Source organism: Streptomyces sp. JN8, from assembly GCF_055808075.1.
Map to the genome: position 1 here is coordinate 2,127,914 of NZ_CM147852.1, position 17,281 is coordinate 2,145,194.

Below are 17,281 nucleotides of genomic sequence, written 5' to 3' on the forward strand. Positions count from 1 at the left end.
GGGGGTGTCGGGGTGTGTCCCTGCGGGTGTCTCGGGTCGGGGACGGTCGGGGACGGGTCCCGGGCGGCGGGGGTGTCGGGGGTGTGTCGGGGCGTTGGGGTGTTGGAGTGTCAGGCGGGTGTCGGGGTGTCCGGGTCCCGGTACGGGGCGCGGGTCTGGAGGCGGGTCAGGAGGGTCGTGCGGTGGGTGGGGTCGGTGGCCAGGTCCAGGGCCGTCCAGGCCATCGCGAGGCCGCCGTCGAGGACCGCGCGGTCGGCCTGCGGGGTCGTGCCGTAGCGGGTGAACTCGGGGTTGTGCATGATCGTGTCGCCGCAGTCGTAGCCGATCATGGGGTGGATGGTCGGGACGTGGTGCGAGACGTTGCCCATGTCGGTCGAGCCGCCGCGGATCGAGGGGTCCTCGGCCTTCGCGTCGCGGCCCAGCGCGCGGACGGCGGTGAGGTACGAGCGGGCCATGGCGAGGTCCTGGCGGAGGTCGGCGTAGTCGTTGCCCACGGCCTCCAGGGCCAGTTCCGCGCCGGTGGCGAGGGCGCCGGCCTCGAAGCAGGCGCGGATGCGGGCCTGGAGCTCGCGGAGCTCCTCGTGGGTGACCGCGCGGCAGTCGTAGTCGGCGGTGGTGCGGGCCGGGATGACGTTGGCCGCGTCGCCGCCCCGGGTGACGACGCCGGAGACCACCGCTCCGGGTCGCATCTGCTGGCGGTACGCGGCGATGGCGACCTGGGCGATCATCATGGCGTCGGCGGCGTTGACGCCGCGCTCGGGCATGGCGGCCGCGTGCGCCGCGCGGCCCGTGTAGCCGACCTTCCAGCTGCTGATGGCGAGCGAGCTCATCCCCACGGAGTCCGCGGGCGCGGCGTGCACCATCATCGCCGCGGCGACGTCGTCGAACGCGCCGCCGCGCAGCATGTCGACCTTGCCGCCGCCGGACTCCTCCGCAGGGGTCCCCAGCAGCTTGACGGTGATGCCGAGTTCGTCGGCCAGCGGGGCGAGCGCCAGGGCCGCGGCGACGGAGGCGGAGCCGTTGACGTTGTGGCCGCAGGCGTGGCCGATGCCCGGCAGCGCGTCGTACTCGGCGCAGACGCCGATGACCAGGTCGCCGCTGCCGGCGGTGGCCGTGAACGCCGTCGGCAGGTCGCAGACCCCGCGGGTGACGTCGAAGCCGGACGCTTCCACCAGGTCGGTGATGCGGCGGGCGGCGCGGTGCTCCTCGTAGGCCGGTTCGGGGTCGGCGTGCAGCTGGTGGCTGAGGGCGAGGAGGTCGTCCTGCCGCCGGGTCACGAGGTCGCGGGTGCGGGCGCGCAGCCGGTCCAGGGGGGCGGTCGCGGTGGTGGTCATGAGCGGGCCTCGCGGTCCTTCGGCGTGCGGTAGAGGAGGGCGAGCGCGGCGCCCGCCAGGGAGACGACCGCGCAGATCGTCCAGGACGTGGTGTAGGCGCCCAGCTCGGGCAGGGTCTCGCCGGCCGGGGTGCGGGCGGCGAACACGGTGAGGACGATCGCCGCGCCGACGGAGCCGCCGACGTTGATGAGGAGTTCGTTGATCCCCGAGCCGACGGACGTCCGGTCCGGCGGCACGGACTCGACGGCCAGGGTGCGGGTGGAGTGCTGGAGGAAGCCGATGCCGAGCCCGGCGACGGCGGTGCCGGCGAGGAACAGCGGCATCGAGCCGTGCCAGGTCAGGGAGGCGAGGTAGCCGGCGGCCATGAGCAGGGAGCCGGCGCACAGGGTGAGGCGGTCGGAGACCGCCGCGGCGACCTTGGGGGCGGCCAGCGCTCCGGCGGCGATGGCGAGCATGTTGGGGAGCATCGCCAGGCCGGTGGCGAAGGGGTCCAGGCCCAGCCCGTAGCCGTGCTCGGGCCCGGTGCCCATGAAGACGGGGTTGGCGACCTGGAGGCCGATCATCGGGACGGTGAAGGTCACGGTCACCAGGGAGACGGTGACGACGTTCCGGCGCCGGAACATCCGGACGTCGATCATCGGCTCCGGGATCCGCAGCTCGACGCGGACCCACAGGGCGGTGACCAGCGCGCCGCCCACGAGGCAGCCGAGGGTGCGCGGCGAGGTCCACTCCCAGCCGGGCAGTCCGCCCATGCCGAGACCGAGCATGATCGCGACGAGCCCCACGCACAGGAGGATCCCGCCGGCCCAGTCGATCCGTCCGCCGGGGCGCGCCTCGGACTCGGGCAGCAGCGGCCAGGTGACGGCGAGGGCCAGGCCGACGGCCGCGGTGGGGACCCAGAGGGCGGCGGTGGGGCTGTCGACGGTACGGGCCACGAAGCCGCTGGCGACCAGGCCGACCGCGATGCCGGCGACGAGCGCGGCGACCATGTAGCTGATGCCGCGGCGGGACTCCCCGTCGCCGTCCTTCCCGCCGCGGTTGCGGAGGATGCCGACGAGCAGCGGGAAGAAGCCCGCGAACGCGCCCTGGAGGATCTGGCCGGCGAGCAGCACGCCGAAGGAGCGGCTGAAGCCGACCAGGACGGAGCCGAGCAGGACGATCGCGAGGTTCCAGCGCAGGATGCGACGGTGGCCGTAGAGGTCGCCCATCCGGGACAGGACCGGGGTGAAGGCGACCGACGCGAGCAGGTTGGCGATGCTGATCCAGTTCAGCTCCGCGGCCGTGACCCGGAGGGTCTCCGTGAGCCCCTTCAGGAGGGGGGAGAGGAAGCCCTGGGTGATGCCGCTGGACAGCTCGACGAGCGCGACGGAGGCGATCACGGCGGCGCCGGGGGTCGCGCGGACGACGGCCCGTGACGCCGGTGGCGTCCGCAGGGTGTCGGTGTCCGTCATACGTACCACCTGTTCGGGGGGAAGGGGCCGGGGGGCCGGGGCGGGGAGTGCCGGGAGCGCGGTGGCCGCGCGAGCGGGCGGCGGAGTGGCCGGCGGCCCGGCCGGTCGTCGACCGGCGGCCGCATGGCGGAATCCGCACCACAATGTCCCCAGCCGGCGGGCGATCGGGCAAGAGTGCGCCTCACAATCGGGTGAAGGCGTCATTCGGCGGCCGTCGATCGGCGGATCCTGGCGCGGTCCGCCCTCCGGCGTCCCGCCTCCGGCACGCCCTCGCACGCCACCGGACCCGCGCCGTAGGGTCCGGGCCCGCGCCCCGTCCGCACCCCGGCCCCTCCCGTCCGCACCCCGGCCCCTCCCGACCGCACCTCGTCCGCTCCCGGCGCCCCGCCCCCGGCCGCTCCCCTCCGCACTTGTCCGCACCCGGCGCCGCGCCCCCACCGCTCCCCTCCGCACCCGGCCGTTCCCTTCCGCCCCGCCCGCACCCCTTCCGCCCCCAGGAGGTCCCCGATGCCGACCGGACCCGCACGGCCCGAGGCGCTCGACGCCCTGGACCACGCCGTGCTGCGGGCGCTCCACCGCGACCCCCGGGCCCCCTTCTCCGAGGTCGCCGCCGCGGCCGGCGTGCACGAGCGCACCGCCGCGCGGCGGCTCGACCGGATGACCGCGACGGGGGCGGTCGGGTTCACCGCGGCCCTCGTCCCCGAGTACCTCGGCGAGGGGGTGACGGCGGAGGTGGCCGTACGCTGCGCCCCCGGCCGCGTGCACGACACCGCGCTGGCCCTCTCCCGCCGCCCGGAGGCGCGGTCGGTGAAGGTCGCCACCGGCGCGCTCGACGTGTTCGCGGAGCTGATCGTGCCCGACCACGACGCCCTGCTCACCCTCGTGGACGCGGGCATCGGCCGGCTCGACGGAGTCGTCGACATCCACACCTCGGTGGTGCTGCGGCTGCTCCTCACCACCAGCGACTGGGCCCCCTACGACGACGAGCCCACGGAGGTGCGCCGCCACGCCGTGGAGGGCAGGCCGCTGCCCGAGCCGCCGCTGGTGGACGAGCTCGACCGGCGGCTCGTCGCGCTGCTCCACCGGGACGCCCGGATGTCCACCACCCGGCTGGCGCGGGAGCTGCGGGTCGGCGAGACCACGGCGCGCCGCCGGCTGGCCCGGCTGATGGCCTCCCACGTCCTGCACCTGCGGCTGCACGCGGAGCCCGAAGTGCTCGGCTATCCCGTGGAGGCGCGGTTCCGGCTGGCCGTCGGGCAGGCCCGCCTGGACGAGGCGATCCGGCGCCTGGCACGGGCGCCGGCCGTCCGCCACCTCGTGGTGACGACCGGCACGACGGCGCTCCTCGGGTATTCGAGCCACCGTTCGACCCGGGACCTGCACGACTTCACCGTGCGCGTCCTCGGGGCGCTCGACGGCGTCACGTCGGCGGAGGTCGCCGTGCTGATGCGCACCTACAAGCGGGCGGGGTTCGAGTCGGGAGGCCCCTAGGGCCGGCCCCAGCCCCCGCGGCCCCCGCCCCGGACCGCCTCGCAGCGGCGCCCGCTCAGACGCCCACGCCCGGGCCCACCCCGCCCTTGAGGCGGTCGATGTCGGACTGGCGGACCTGGATCACGAAGAGGGCCACCAGCGCGCCGACCACGGCGAAGATCGCCGCCGTGACGAAGCCCGCGGAGACGCCGGAGGTCAGCACCTGGTCGCCCCAGGGGGCGGGCAGCTGGCCCGTTCTGGCGAACTCGGCCTTCTGCAGCGGGGTCGCCTGCGACAGGAAGGCCGGGACCTGGGTGTTCGCCTCGTTGCGGCTGGCCGTGCCGAAGACCGTCACCAGGATCGACAGGCCCAGCGAACCGCCCACCTGCTGCATGGCGTTGAGCAGGCCGGACGCGGCGCCCGACTCCTGCGGCTCGACGTTCGACAGCGCCATGATGGTCAGCGAGACGAACATCAGTCCCATGCCGAGACCGAAGACGAGGATCGGCCCGAGGATGCTGCCGAGGTAGGTGGAGTCGACGTCGGTCAGGGTCAGCCAGGACAGTCCCGCCGCGGCGAGCACCGAGCCCACCACCATGAAGGGTTTGGGGCCGTACCGGGGCAGCAGGTTGGAGGTGAGGCCGGCGCCGACCCCGATGATCGCGCTGACCGGCAGGAAGGCGAGTCCCGTCGCGAGCGGACTGAAGCCCAGCACCTGCTGGACGAACAGGGTGAGGAAGAAGAACATCCCGAAGATGGCCGCCGCCAGGCAGAGCATGATGACGTAGGTGCCCGAGCGGTTGCGGTCGGCGAACATGTGGAGCGGTGTGATGGGCTGCTGGGAGCGCCGCTCGATGAGGATGAACGCGGCGAGGAGGACGACCGCCGCGACGAACGAGCCGATCGTGTAGGGATCGCTCCAGCCCTCCTGGGCGGCCCGGATGAAGCCGTACACCAGGGCGACCATGCCGAGGGTGGAGGTGAGCGCGCCGGCGAGGTCGAAGTGGCCGGGGTGCCGCTCGGACTCCTTGACGTGGCGCGGGGTGAGGAAGGCGATGAGCAGGGCGATCGGGACGTTGACGAAGAAGATCCAGCGCCAGTCGAGCCATTGGACGAGCATGCCGCCCGCGACCAGGCCGATCGCGCCGCCGCCGGCCGAGACGCCCGCGAAGACGCCGAAGGCCCGGTTGCGCTCCGGGCCTTCGTCGAACGTCGTGGTGATCAGGGAGAGGGAGGTCGGCGAGGCGATCGCGCCGCCGACGCCCTGGAGGGCGCGGGCCGCGAGGAGTTGCCACTCGCTCTGCGCGAGGCCGCAGAAGAGGGACGCGAGCCCGAAGAGCAGCACGCCGAAGATGAACACGCGTCGCCGGCCCAGGATGTCGCCGGCGCGTCCGCCCAGGAGGAGGAGGCCGCCGAAGGTCAGGGTGTAGGCGTTGACCACCCACGACAGGCTGGTGGTGGAGAAGTCCAGCGCGGTCTGGATGTGCGGGAGGGCGATGTTCACGATGGTGATGTCGAGGACCACCATCAGCTGACACGAGGCGATCACGAACAGAGCGATGCCCTTGCCGTCCTTGCCGCTCCTGCGGGGGGCGGTCGCCGTCGGGGTCTGCGGCTCGGGCGTCCTACTCATGGTTCTTCATGGCGCATCGCACCCTCACCTGACGGGGCCGTGGGCCGGTCAGTCCACCTTTCGACACTAAGCCCGGCCCCTCCGGGTGACCAATTGATCAAGTAGGGGAGGGTTCGTCCAGTACGGCGAAGCCGTCCAGCTCCACCCGGGCCTGCTCGTCCCAGAGCCGTACGACTCCGATGACGGCCATGGCGGGATAGTCGCGGCCCGCCAACCGCCGCCAGATCCGGCCGAGTTCGGGGGCGTGGGTGCGGTAGTCGTCGACGTCGGTGGTGTAGACGGTGACGCGGGCGAGGTCGGCCGGGGTGCCGCCGGCGTGCCGCAGGGCGGTGAGCAGGTTGGCGAGCGCGGTGGTGAACTGCTCGGTCAGGGTGTCCCCCACGACGGCGCCCTCGCTGTCGAGGGCGGTCTGCCCGGCGAGGAAGACGAGCCGGCCGCCGGTGGCGGTGACGGCGTGGGAGAAGCCGGTCGGCGGGGCGAGGTCGGCGGGGTTGTGCCGGTGCAGGCTCATGGGGTCGGCTCCTCCTGGCGGGAGTGGGTCCGTCGGTGGGAGGCGTACAACTCCTTGGCGATGATGGTGCGCTGGACCTCGGTGGCCCCCTCGTAGATGCGGGGTGCGCGGACCTCCCGGTAGAGGTGTTCGAGGAGGTGTCCGCGCTGGAGGGCCCGGGCGCCGTGGAGTTGGACGGCGGAGTCGACGACGTACTGGGCGGTCTCGGTGGCGAGGAGCTTCGCCATGGCGGAGCGTCGGGGGACGTCCGGGTCGCCCTCGTCGTACGCGGCGGCGGCGGCGTAGACGAGGAGGCGGGCGGCCTCGGTGCGGGTGGACATCTCGGCGATCCGGTGTGCGACGGACTGGAGGTCGGCGAGGTGTCCGCCGAAGGCGGGGCGGTCGGCGGTGTGGGCGAGGGCCGCGTCCAGGGCGGCCTGTGCCATGCCGACGGCGAAGGCCCCGACGCTGGGGCGGAAGAGGTTCAGGGTGTGCATGGCGACCCGGAAGCCCCGGTCGGGGGCGCCGAGCAGGTCGTCGGGGCCGACGGGGACGCCGTCGAAGGTGAGGGTGCCCAGGGCGTGCGGGGCGAGCATGTCGAGGGCCTCGCCGCCGAGCCCGGGCCGGTCGGCGGGGACGAGGAAGGCGGTGACCCCGCGGGCCCCGGCGTCCGGGGAGGTGCGGGCGAAGACGGTGGCGAAGTCGGCCTCGGGGGCGTTGGAGATCCAGCGCTTCTCGCCGTGCAGACGCCAGCCGCCGGCGCCGTCGGGGCGGGCCTCCAGGGCCAGGGCGGCGGCGTCGGAGCCGGCACCCGGCTCCGAGAGGGCGAAGGCGGCCACGGCGCGCCCCGCGGTGGCCTCGGGGAGCCAGCGGGCGCGCTGGGCGGGGGTGCCGAAGGCGGCGACGGGGTGGGTGCCGAGGCCCTGGAGGGCGAGGGCGGTCTCGGCCTCGGTGCAGGTCCGGGCGAGGGACTCGCGCAGGAGGCAGAGGTCGAGGGCGCCCGCGTCGAAGAGCCGGGCGAGGAGGCCGAGCTCGCCGAGGGCGGCGACCAGGGGGCGGTTGACCCGGCCCGGTTCGCCCTTGTCGGCGAGGGGCCGCAGGCGTTCGGCGGCGAGGGTGCGGAGCTCCGCACACCAGGTGGTCTGGGCCGGATCGAGCGAGAATGCGGGCATGTGGGCCCTCTCTGACGCCCTCTGGCGTCTTCGTCCCCGCACCGGGCGGCGTCCTGGTGCCGCCCGGCACGTGCGTCCCTGTCCCGCCCGGCGTCCGCGCGCCGTGCGGGGCCTTGGTCCGGGCGCCCGGGAGCACCCTTGTCGCGAACCGTTGACTGCCGTCACCAACACGATACGCTCGTGGGGCGACGGTCGACCCCACCACGACAGGGGGACGGACTCATGGAGCTGACACCCTCGGCCCACCACGACAGCTTCGCCCGTGACCGGCTGCCCCCGCCGGACCGGTGGCCGCAGCTCGTCTTCGACCTCCCCGAGCTGGCCTACCCCGACCGGCTCAACTGCGGCGCCGAACTCCTCGACCGCACGGCGGAGCGCTTCGGCGCCGACCGGCCGGCCTTCCACGACGGCGACGGCGGCGTCTGGACCTACGGGGAGCTCCAGGACCGGGTCGACCGCATCGCCCACGTGCTCACCTCCGACCTGCGGGTCCGGCCCGGCAACCGGGTCCTCCTCCGCGGCCCCACCACCCCCTGGCTCGCCGCCTGCTGGCTCGCCGTGATGAAGGCCGGCGGGGTCGCCGTCACCGTCCTGGCCCAGCAGCGCGCCCCCGAACTGGCCACGATGGCCGACGCGGCCCGCTGCACCCACGCCCTGTGCGACGCGAGCGTCCTCGGCGAGCTCGAAGCGGCCCGGATACCGGGGCTCCGCGTCACCCCCTTCGGCGGGGAGGGCCCGGACGACCTGCTCGCCCTCGCGGCCCGCCGCCCCGGCCCGTACACGGCGGTGGAGACGGCCGCCGACGACGTGGCCCTCATCGCCTTCACCTCCGGCACGACGGGGCGGCCCAAGGGCTGCGTCCACTTCCACCGGGACGTCCTGGCCGTCGCCGACACCTTCTCCGCGCACGTCCTGCGCCCGCTGCCCGACGACGTCTTCGCCGGTTCGCCGCCGCTCGCCTTCACGTTCGGCCTCGGCGGGCTCGTCGTCTTCCCCCTGCGGGCCGGGGCGAGCGCGGTCCTCCTCGAACAGGCCGGACCCAAGCAGCTGCTCGCCGCGATCGAGCGGCACCGGATCTCCGTGCTCTTCACCGCCCCCACCGCCTACCGGGTCATGATCGACGAGCTCACCCAGGGCACGGCCCCCGACCTCCGCTCCCTCCGCCGCTGCGTCTCGGCCGGGGAGAACCTGCCCGAGGCCACCTGGAAGGCCTGGTACGCGCGCACCGGCCTCCGCATGATCAACGGCATCGGCGCCACCGAGCTCCTGCACATCTTCATCTCCGCCGCCGACGGCGACATACGCCCCGGCACCACCGGCCGCCCGGTCCCCGGCTGGCAGGCCCGGATCGTCGACCACGACGGCGGGGACGTCCCGGACGGCGAGGAGGGGCTGCTCGCGGTGCGCGGCCCGGTCGGCTGCCGCTATCTGGCCGACCCCCGGCAGTCGGAGTACGTGCGGGAGGGCTGGAACGTCACCGGCGACACCTACGTCCGCGAGCCCGACGGCTACTTCCGCTACGTCTCGCGCGCCGACGACATGATCATCTCGGCCGGGTTCAACATCGCCGGACCCCAGGTCGAGGAGGTCCTCCTCGACCACCCCGACGTGGTGGAGACCGCGGTCGTCGGCCGCCCGGACGAGCTGCGCGGACAGGTCGTCGTCGCCTACACGGTGGTGCGGGACGGGGTGCCGCGCGACGCCGGCACCGCAGCCGCGCTGCGCGCCTTCGTGCGCGCCCGGCTCGCCCCGTACAAGTCGCCGCGCGAGATCGTCTTCCTCGACGCGCTGCCGCGCACCCCCACGGGCAAGCTCCAGCGCTTCCGGCTCCGCGCCCCGGTCTGACGGCCGCGGCGCCCGCTCCCCCGCCCGGCCCGGACCCTCCGGCGCGCCACCCTCTACAGTGATCACGTGGCCGAGCAGCACACCCCCCGTTCCCTGATCGTCTCCCTCTACGGCGCGTACGGCCGTACGCCCGACGGGGCGCCGCTGCCGGTGGCCGGGCTCGTCCGGCTGCTGGCGGTGCTCGGGGTGGACGCGCCCTCGGTGCGCTCCTCGGTGTCGCGGCTGAAGCGGCGGGGACTGCTGCTGCCCGCCCGGACGGCCGACGGGGCCGCCGGATACGCCCTCTCGGACGACGCCCGCCGACTCCTGGACGACGGCGACCGGCGGATCTACGCCCGCACCGAGCCCAAGCTGTCCGAGGGCTGGGTCCTGGCCGTCTTCTCGGTGCCCGAGGCCGAACGGCACAAGCGGCACCTGCTGCGCTCCCGGCTCGCCCGCCTCGGCTTCGGCACGGCGGCGCCCGGCGTCTGGATCGCCCCCGCGCGGCTCCAGGAGGAGACCCGGAACGCGCTGGAGCGCCTGGGGCTCGCCCCGTACGTGGACCTCTTCCGGGGCGACCACCTGGGGTACGCGGCGACGGCGGAGGCGGTGGCCCGCTGGTGGGACCTGCCGGCGGTGGCCCGGCTCCACGAGGACTTCCTGGCCGCCCACGAACCGGTGCTGCGGGCCTGGCGGGAGGCCCCGGAGGCGCGGGACGCCGAGCAGGCCTACCGGGACTACCTGCTCGTCCTCGACTCCTGGCGCCGGCTGCCGTACGCGGACCCGGTGCTCCCGGCCGAGCTGCTGCCCGACGACTGGCCGGGGCGGCGCTCGGCGGAGGTCTTCGCGGCCCTGCACGAGCTGCTGCGTGACCGGGGCGCGGAGTTCGTCCGCCCCCACCTGTCCGGCACGGACACCGTGGCCGCGGCGGACGCGTAGCCGAGGCCCCGCTAGGGGGTCTTCCGGGGCCGGACCGCCAGGGCCCTGAGCAGGCAGGCGAAGCCCGCCGCGGTCAGGGCCGCGCGGACCAGGTTCCACGCCGTCCAGGGTCCCTCGAAGGCGGCGCGGGCGGCCGCGGGGTCGGCCGCCCGGGCCAGGGCGTCGTTCAGGGGCACGTTCGCCGCCGAGGTCACGAGGAGGACCGCGACGGAGAGGACGAGGGCCGCGAGCGTCCAGGGCAGTGCGCGGGTGCCGCGGTGCTGCCGGGCCGCCACCGCCGCGAGCACGGTCGCCCCGAAGAAGGGGGTGAAGAAGACCGGGTTCTGGATCACCTCGTTGATGTTCCGCATCACCTCGACGTAGACCCGGTCGTCGCTGCGCGCCAGTGCCGGCATCACCGAGCACACGTACGCGAACCACACCCCCGCGACCAGTCCGGTCGCCGCCGTCGCCGCGCCGAGGACCGCCCCGGCACCCTTCCCGCCCCGCTGCTCTGTCATGTCCCCATTCAAGGGCGGCGGGTGGGCGGGGACCATGCGCGAGCGTCGCCCGCGCATGCGCGAGCGTCCAGCGCCCCGGGCGGCTGTCAGCCCCGGCGGCCCGTCGGGGGCGGCCGGCTGCCCGCGCGGTACGGGGCGGGCCAGGGTGCCGCCGGCCCCTCGTAGCCCTGTTCGGCGGCGGCGTGCAGGGTCCAGTTCGGGTCGTACAGGTGCGGCCGGGCGAGTGCGCACAGGTCGGCCCGACCGGCCAGGAGCAGGGAGTTGACGTCGTCCCAGGAGGAGATCGCGCCGACCGCGATCACCGGGACGCCGGCCCCGGTGCGGATCCGGTCGGCGAAGGGCGTCTGGTAGGAGCGGCCGTAGGCGGGGGTCTCGTGGGGGACGACCTGGCCGGTGGAGACGTCGATCGCGTCGGCGCCGTGCGCCGCGAAGGCGCGGGCGATGGCGACCGCGTCCTCGCCGGTCGTCCCGCCCTCGGCCCAGTCGGTGGCCGAGATGCGGACGGTCATGGGGCGGCCCTCGGGCCACACCCCGCGTACCGCGTCGAAGACTTCGAGCGGGAACCGCAGCCGGCCGTCGACGTCGCCGCCGTACCCGTCGGTGCGGTGGTTGGTGAGCGGGGAGAGGAAGCCGGAGAGCAGGTAGCCGTGGGCGCAGTGCAGTTCGAGGAGGTCGAAGCCGGCCCGCGCGGCACGCCGGGCGGCGGCCGTGAACTCCTGGCGCACGGCGGTGAGTCCGGCGCGGTCGAGGGCGCCGGGGGTCTGGTTGACGCCGGGCCGGTACGGGAGGGGCGAGGCGGCGGCGAGCGGCCAGTTGCCCTCGGGCAGGGGCTGGTCGATGCCCTCCCACATGCGCCGGGTGGAGCCCTTGCGGCCGGAGTGGCCGAGCTGGACGCCGATCGCCGCGCCGGGCGCCCGGTCGTGGACGAAGGCCGTGATCCGGCTCCAGGCGTCGGCCTGCTCGTCGGTCCACAGTCCGGTGCAGCCGGGGGTGATCCTGCCCTCCGGGCTCACGCAGACCATCTCGGTCATGACGAGCCCGGGGCCGCCGAGGGCCCTCGCGCCCAGGTGGACGAGGTGGAAGTCGCCGGGGACGCCGTCCTCGGCGAGGTACATGTCCATCGGGGAGACGACGATCCGGTTGCGCAGGGTCAGGCCGCGGAGCCGGAAGGGGGTGAACATGGGCGGGGTGCCGGGCGGGCAGCCGTAGTCCGACTCGACGGTGGCGGTGAAGACCGGGTCGCGGAGCCGGAGGTTGGCGTGGGTGACGCGGCGGCTGCGGGTGAGCAGGTCGAAGGCGAACAGGCGGGGCGACCGGTCGACGTGGCCCGCGAGTTCCTCGAACCACTGGAGGCTGGCGACGGCCGCGCGCTGGGTGGACTCGACGACGGGCCGCCGTTCCGCCTCGTAGGCGGCGAGGGCGTCTGCCGGGGCGGGGTGGTCGCGGAGGCTCTGCGCCAGGGCCAGGGCGTCCTCGACGGCCAGTTTGGTGCCGGAGCCGATGGAGAAGTGCGCGGTGTGGGCGGCGTCGCCGATGAGCACGGTGTTGCCGTACGACCAGTGCTCGTTGACGACCGTGCGGAAGGCGGTCCAGGCGGAGCGGTGGGAGCGCAGCTCCCGGCCGCCGAGCGCCTCGGCGAAGATCTTCGCGCAGCGGGCGGTGGACTCCGCCTCGTCGAGTGCGTCGAAGCCGGCGGCCCGCCAGACCTCCTCGCGCATCTCGACGATGGCGGTGGAGGCGCCGGCCTCGTACGGGTAGGCGTGCAGCTGCATCACGCCGTACTCGGTCTCGGCGATCTCGAAGCGGAAGGCGTCGAAGGCGAAGTCGGCGGCGAGCCAGATGTAGCGGCAGCGGTGGGTGGTGATCCGGGGGCGGAAGTGGGCGGCGTGGGCCTCACGGGTGCGGCTGTGGACGCCGTCGGCGGCGACGACCAGGTCGTGGCCGGCGGCGAGGAGGTCGCCGGAGGGGGCCTCGGCTCGGAAGCGGAGCCGTACGCCCAGGTCGGTGCAGCGGGCGTGCAGGATCTCCAGGAGCCTGCGGCGGCCGAGGGCGGCGAAGCCGTGGCCGGTGGAGGTGGTGCGCCGGCCGCGGTGGACGACGTCGATGTCGTCCCAGCGGACGAGGTCGCGGCGGAGCGCCTCGTACACGACGGGGTCGGCGTCGCGAATGCCGCCGAGGGTCTCGTCGGAGAGGACGACGCCGAAGCCGAAGGTGTCGGAGGGGGCGTTCCGCTCCCAGACGGTGACCTCGCGGGCGGGGTCGAGCCGTTTGAGGAGGGCCGCGGCGTACAGCCCGCCGGGGCCGCCGCCGACGACGGCCGCCCGGGAGGGCGCGGGGCGGGCGCGGGTGCCCGGGTCCGGACCGGGGCCCGGCACCGTCAGCACCCCCGCCATTTCGGAGGCCGCTTCTCGGTGAAGGCGGCGTGGAACTCGGCGTAGTCCTCGCCGTTCATCAGCAGGGCCTGGGTGGCCGCGTCGAGTTCGACGGAGGCGGCGAGCGGCATGTCGAGCTCGGCGGTGAGCAGCGCCTTGGTCTGGGCGAGGGCGAGCGCCGGGCCGTCGGCGAGGCGGCGGGCGAGTTCCGCGGCCCGCTCCCCCGCCGCGCCCTCCTCGGTGAGCTCGGAGAGCAGGCCGATGCGCTCGGCCTCGGGGGCGAGGACGGGTTCGCCGAGCATGAGGAGCCGGGTGGCGTGGCCGAGGCCGACGACGCGGGGCAGCAGGTACGCCGCGCCCATGTCGCCGCCGGAGAGTCCGACCCGGGTGAAGAGGAACGCGAAGCGGGTGGTGGGGTCGGCGATCCGGAAGTCGGCGGCGAGGGCGAGGACGGCCCCGGCGCCCGCCGCGACGCCGTGGAGGGCCGCGACGACCGGGAAGGGGCATTCGCGGAGGGCCCGGACGACCTGGCCGGTCATCCGGTTGAAGTCGAGGAGCTGGGCGGTGTCGAGAGCGAGGGTGGCGCCGATGATCTCGTCCACGTCGCCGCCGGAGCAGAAGCCGCGTCCTTCGCCGCCGAGGACGAGGGCGCGGACGGACCGCTCGCGGGAGAGCTCGGCGAGGAGGTCGCGCAGGTCGGCGTAGGCGCCGAAGGTCAGCGCGTTGAGCTTGGCGGGGCGGGCCAGCGTGACGGTGGCGACGCCCCGGTCGATGTCGAGGCGCAGGTGGTGCCAGCGTGCCGTGCGGGGCGTGGAGCCGGTAAAGGGGCTCATCCGGAACGGCCTCCTTCCTCCGTTCGGAGGGTATCACTCTGCTGTGACTGTCGTCACGACTGCGCGATAGAGAAGGAGGGGCGGTGCCCCGTACAAGGTCCCCGGCCGTCCGTGACGGAAGTCCCCGTCGATCGGGGAGGCCCGCCCCTGGAGATCCGTGGGGCGCCTCGTAGGGTTGAAACCAGGACGTCCCGGGACGCCTCCACCCCACTCACCCACCCCCACTCCGGTGAAGGGAGCCTGCCCCCCATGCCCGAAGCCGCCGGACCCGCAGCCGGCACCCCCGCCGGGCCAGGCGGTCCGCCCGCCTCCTGGCGCGTCCAGCTGCCCCACACGACCGCAGCGGTGCCGATCGCCCGCGCCCTGATCCGCACCGCGCTCGCCGACCTCGTCCCCGGGACCGCGGGCCGCCCCGACCGGGACACGGCGGAACTGCTCACCGCCGAGCTGGTGGCCAACGCCGTGGAGCACACGGCGGGACTCGGCCCCATCGAGCTGGTCGTGGAGCTGCTCGCCGCGCCCGGCGGCTGCCAGATCGAGGTCCACGACGCCGAGCCGGCCCGCCCGGAGGGGCTGGTCTGCCCGGAGCCGGGGGACGTCGACCCCTGGCAGGAGCACGGCCGGGGTCTGCTGCTGATCCGGGCCCTGAGCAGCGACTGCGGCCACCGGCCCACCGCGCACGGCAAGGCGGTCTGGTTCACCCTGCCGGGGATACCGGCGCAGCGGCCGCCGTCGGAGGAGTAGGGGCCCTAGGGGGTCGGGAGCGGGCCGCCCGCCATCGTCGCGACCAGGACCGCCTTGATCGTGTGCATCCGGTTCTCCGCCTCGTCGAAGACGAGCGAGTGCGCCGACTCGAAGACCTCGTCGGAGACCTCCAGCTCGGTGAGGCCGTGCCGGGCGTGGAGATCGCGCCCGACGGCCGTGCCCAGGTCGTGGAAGGCGGGCAGGCAGTGCAGGAACCCGACCTCGGGGTTCCCGGTGGCGCGCAGCACGTCCATCGTCACGGAGTACGGGGCGAGGGCGGCGATCCGCTCGTCCCAGATCTCCTTGGGCTCGCCCATGGACACCCAGACGTCGGTGGCGACGAAGTCGGCGCCCCGGACGCCCTCGGCCACGTCCTCGGTGAGGGTGACCGTGGCCCCGCTGTCCTCGGCGAGCGCGCGGGCGGCGGCGACGACCTCCTCGGACGGCCAGTAGGCGCGCGGGGCGACGATCCGGACGTCCATGCCGAGCAGGGCGCCGGTGACCAGGTAGGAGTTGCCCATGTTGAAGCGGGCGTCGCCGAGGTAGGCGTACGCGATGCCGTCCAGCGGCTTGTCCGTGTGCTCGGTCATGGTGAGCACGTCGGCGAGCATCTGGGTGGGGTGCCAGTCGTCGGTGAGGCCGTTGAAGACGGGGACGCCGGCGTGGGCGGCGAGTTCCTCGACGACGTACTGCCCGTCGCCCCGGTACTCGATGCCGTCGAACATCCGGCCGAGGACGCGGGCGGTGTCCTTCACGGACTCCTTGTGGCCCATCTGGGAGCCGGAGGGGTCCAGATAGGTGGTGCTGGCCCCCTGGTCGGCGGCCGCGACCTCGAAGGCGCAGCGGGTGCGGGTGGAGGTCTTCTCGAAGATCAGCGCGATGTTCCGGCCCCGCAGCCGCTGGACCTCGGCGCCGGCCTTCTTGGCGGCCTTGAGTGCGACGGCGAGCGCGATCAGGCCGCGGAACTCCTCGGCGGTGAAGTCCAGCTCCTTGAGGAAGTGGCGGCCGATGAGGTCTGTGGCCATGGGACGCGCTCCTGTGGGTACGGTCGGGGGGTCGGCGAGGGGGCGACGACAGGACCCTGGAAGTCTATACGTACATCAACATTTATATACAGCCCCCTCGTGCGGGCATCCGCCTCCGGCCGCTCCGGTGGTGACCGGCACCCGGGGCCCGGCGCGGTGCCGGGCGGCTCGGGCGGTGTCAGGCGGCGTCCCGCTCCACCGGACAGCTCATGCAGCGCGGGCCGCCCCGGCCCCGGCCCAGCTCGCTGCCGGGGATCTCGATCACCTCGATGCCCTGCTTCCGCAGATGGGTGTTGGTCGTGACGTTCCGCTCGTAGGCGACCACCACCCCCGGCTCCACGGCGAGCACGTTGCAGCCGTCGTCCCACTGCTCGCGCTCGGCCGCGTGCACGTCCTGCGTGGCGGTCAGGACACGGATCTCCGGGAGTCCCAGCGCCGCGGCGATCGCACGGTGCATCTGCTCCGGCGGATGGTCCGTCACCCGCAGGGGCTGGCCCGCGTCCCCGGGTTCGATCGTGTAGGAGCGGAGCATCCCCAGCCCCGCGTACTGCGTGAAGGTGTCCTGGTCGACCATCGTCATCACCGTGTCCAGGTGCATGAACGCCCGCCGCTTCGGCATGTCGAGGGCGACGATCGTCCGCGCCGAACCCGCCGCGAACAGCCCCCGGGCCAGCATCTCCACCGCCTGCGGCGTCGTCCGCTCGCTCATCCCGATGAGTACCGCGCCGTTGCCGATGACGAGCACGTCCCCGCCCTCGATCGTCGACGGGTAGTCGCCCTGCCCCTCCGACCAGTGGTGGAAGGGCCCCGCCTCGGCCCCCGTGAAGAGCGGATGGTGCTTGTAGATCGCCTCGAAGTGGACGGTCTCGCGCTGCCGGGCGGGCCAGCGCATCGCGTTGATCGAGACGCCGTCGTAGATCCACGCCGAGGTGTCCCGGGTGAAGAGGTGGTTCGGCAGCGGACCGAGGAGAAAGTCGTCCAGGTCCATGGCGTGGAAGCGGACCGAGGTCGGCTCCCGGTGCGCCGCCAGGAACTCCCGCTTCGTCATCCCGCCGACGAGCGCCTCGGCCAGCGCCGCCGCGTCCAGCGAGTCGAACGCGGCCCGCAGGTGGTCGGTGGCGAGCGGCCCGTACTCCTTCTCGTCGAAGACGCGGTCGAGCACCAGCGCGCGGGCGGTGGGCACGTCCAGGGCCTGGCTGAGGAGGTCGCCGAAGAGGTGCACCTCCACGCCCCGGTCGCGCAGCACGTCCGCGAAACCGTCGTGCTCCTGCCGCGCCCTGCGCACCCAGAGCACGTCGTCGAAGAGCAGCGCGTCCTTGTTGGTCGGGGTGAGCCGCTTCAGCTCCAGATCGGGCCGGTGCAGGATGACGCGGCGCAGCCGCCCGGTCTCGGAGTCGACGTGGAATCCCATGCGCCCATCCTGACGGAGCGAGGCGTCGGCGGCCCGTGTTTCGGAGCAGGTCGGGGCGGGGCGCGTCGGACGGCCCGCGACGG

Annotated in this window: 14 protein-coding genes; 4 read left to right on the top strand and 10 right to left on the bottom strand. The window is 74.4% G+C overall.

Features of this window, described 5'->3' with window-relative positions:
- Positions 1 to 110: 110 nt before the first annotated feature.
- Positions 111 to 1,334 carry a M20 family metallopeptidase gene (locus tag ACY0MR_RS09220; protein WP_473560202.1) on the bottom strand — a complete coding sequence of 408 codons (1,224 nt, stop codon included), beginning with the start codon at positions 1,332 to 1,334 and terminating at the stop codon, positions 111 to 113.
- On the bottom strand, positions 1,331 to 2,785 hold the full coding sequence (locus tag ACY0MR_RS09225; RefSeq protein ID WP_361854609.1) for an MFS transporter: 1,455 nt from the start codon (positions 2,783 to 2,785) through the stop codon (positions 1,331 to 1,333). The genes ACY0MR_RS09220 and ACY0MR_RS09225 overlap by 4 nt, the downstream gene beginning before the upstream one ends.
- A gap of 507 nt (positions 2,786 to 3,292) precedes the next feature.
- Here ACY0MR_RS09225 and ACY0MR_RS09230 point away from each other — a divergent pair.
- Positions 3,293 to 4,276, top strand: a complete 984-nt coding sequence (locus ACY0MR_RS09230; protein WP_473560205.1) for an Lrp/AsnC family transcriptional regulator — start codon at positions 3,293 to 3,295, stop codon at positions 4,274 to 4,276.
- Positions 4,277 to 4,331: 55 nt separating this feature from the next.
- Here ACY0MR_RS09230 and ACY0MR_RS09235 read toward each other — a convergent pair whose 3' ends face one another.
- The 3 genes from ACY0MR_RS09235 to ACY0MR_RS09245 all read right to left on the bottom strand — a co-directional run bounded on the left by ACY0MR_RS09235 (position 4,332) and on the right by ACY0MR_RS09245 (position 7,550).
- Positions 4,332 to 5,888: an MFS transporter gene (locus tag ACY0MR_RS09235; RefSeq protein ID WP_392208630.1), complete on the bottom strand. Its 1,557-nt coding sequence runs from the start codon at positions 5,886 to 5,888 to the stop codon at positions 4,332 to 4,334.
- Positions 5,889 to 5,985: 97 nt separating this feature from the next.
- Entirely contained in the window at positions 5,986 to 6,399 is a 414-nt protein-coding gene (locus ACY0MR_RS09240) for a RidA family protein (protein WP_388803124.1), read from the bottom strand.
- Positions 6,396 to 7,550 (bottom strand): acyl-CoA dehydrogenase family protein, encoded by a 1,155-nt coding sequence (locus tag ACY0MR_RS09245; RefSeq protein ID WP_392864923.1) that lies wholly within the window; start codon positions 7,548 to 7,550, stop codon positions 6,396 to 6,398. The genes ACY0MR_RS09240 and ACY0MR_RS09245 overlap by 4 nt, the downstream gene beginning before the upstream one ends.
- A 222-nt stretch (positions 7,551 to 7,772) precedes the next feature.
- On the opposite strand from ACY0MR_RS09245, the gene ACY0MR_RS09250 reads away from it, so the two are divergent.
- Positions 7,773 to 9,395 carry an AMP-binding protein gene (locus ACY0MR_RS09250; RefSeq protein WP_392045554.1) on the top strand — a complete coding sequence of 541 codons (1,623 nt, stop codon included), beginning with the start codon at positions 7,773 to 7,775 and terminating at the stop codon, positions 9,393 to 9,395.
- A 66-nt stretch (positions 9,396 to 9,461) separates the two neighbouring features.
- On the top strand, positions 9,462 to 10,313 hold the full coding sequence (locus tag ACY0MR_RS09255; protein WP_388803133.1) for a PaaX family transcriptional regulator: 852 nt from the start codon (positions 9,462 to 9,464) through the stop codon (positions 10,311 to 10,313).
- An 11-nt stretch (positions 10,314 to 10,324) separates the two neighbouring features.
- Here the strand turns inward: ACY0MR_RS09255 and ACY0MR_RS09260 are convergent, their stop codons facing one another.
- From ACY0MR_RS09260 to ACY0MR_RS09270, 3 genes are all read right to left on the bottom strand, one after another.
- Positions 10,325 to 10,813: an anthrone oxygenase family protein gene (locus tag ACY0MR_RS09260; protein ID WP_388803136.1), complete on the bottom strand. Its 489-nt coding sequence runs from the start codon at positions 10,811 to 10,813 to the stop codon at positions 10,325 to 10,327.
- Between the two features lie 86 nt (positions 10,814 to 10,899).
- The gene (locus tag ACY0MR_RS09265; RefSeq protein ID WP_473560208.1) at positions 10,900 to 13,206 is read right to left on the bottom strand and encodes a bifunctional salicylyl-CoA 5-hydroxylase/oxidoreductase; all 2,307 of its coding nucleotides are present in this window, start codon (positions 13,204 to 13,206) and stop codon (positions 10,900 to 10,902) included.
- A complete protein-coding gene (locus tag ACY0MR_RS09270; RefSeq protein WP_361854582.1) occupies positions 13,191 to 14,018 on the bottom strand; it encodes an enoyl-CoA hydratase family protein in 828 nt (275 codons plus the stop codon). The genes ACY0MR_RS09265 and ACY0MR_RS09270 overlap by 16 nt, the downstream gene beginning before the upstream one ends.
- Before the next feature lie 249 nt (positions 14,019 to 14,267).
- On the opposite strand from ACY0MR_RS09270, the gene ACY0MR_RS09275 reads away from it, so the two are divergent.
- The gene (locus tag ACY0MR_RS09275) at positions 14,268 to 14,762 is read left to right on the top strand and encodes an ATP-binding protein (protein ID WP_388803145.1); all 495 of its coding nucleotides are present in this window, start codon (positions 14,268 to 14,270) and stop codon (positions 14,760 to 14,762) included.
- A gap of 5 nt (positions 14,763 to 14,767) precedes the next feature.
- Here ACY0MR_RS09275 and argF read toward each other — a convergent pair whose 3' ends face one another.
- Together argF and ACY0MR_RS09285 are read right to left on the bottom strand one after the other, a co-directional pair.
- On the bottom strand, positions 14,768 to 15,787 hold the full coding sequence (gene argF, locus ACY0MR_RS09280; RefSeq protein WP_361854576.1) for an ornithine carbamoyltransferase: 1,020 nt from the start codon (positions 15,785 to 15,787) through the stop codon (positions 14,768 to 14,770).
- Between the two features lie 178 nt (positions 15,788 to 15,965).
- A complete protein-coding gene (locus ACY0MR_RS09285; protein WP_473560211.1) occupies positions 15,966 to 17,198 on the bottom strand; it encodes an arginine deiminase in 1,233 nt (410 codons plus the stop codon).
- Positions 17,199 to 17,281: the final 83 nt, after the last annotated feature.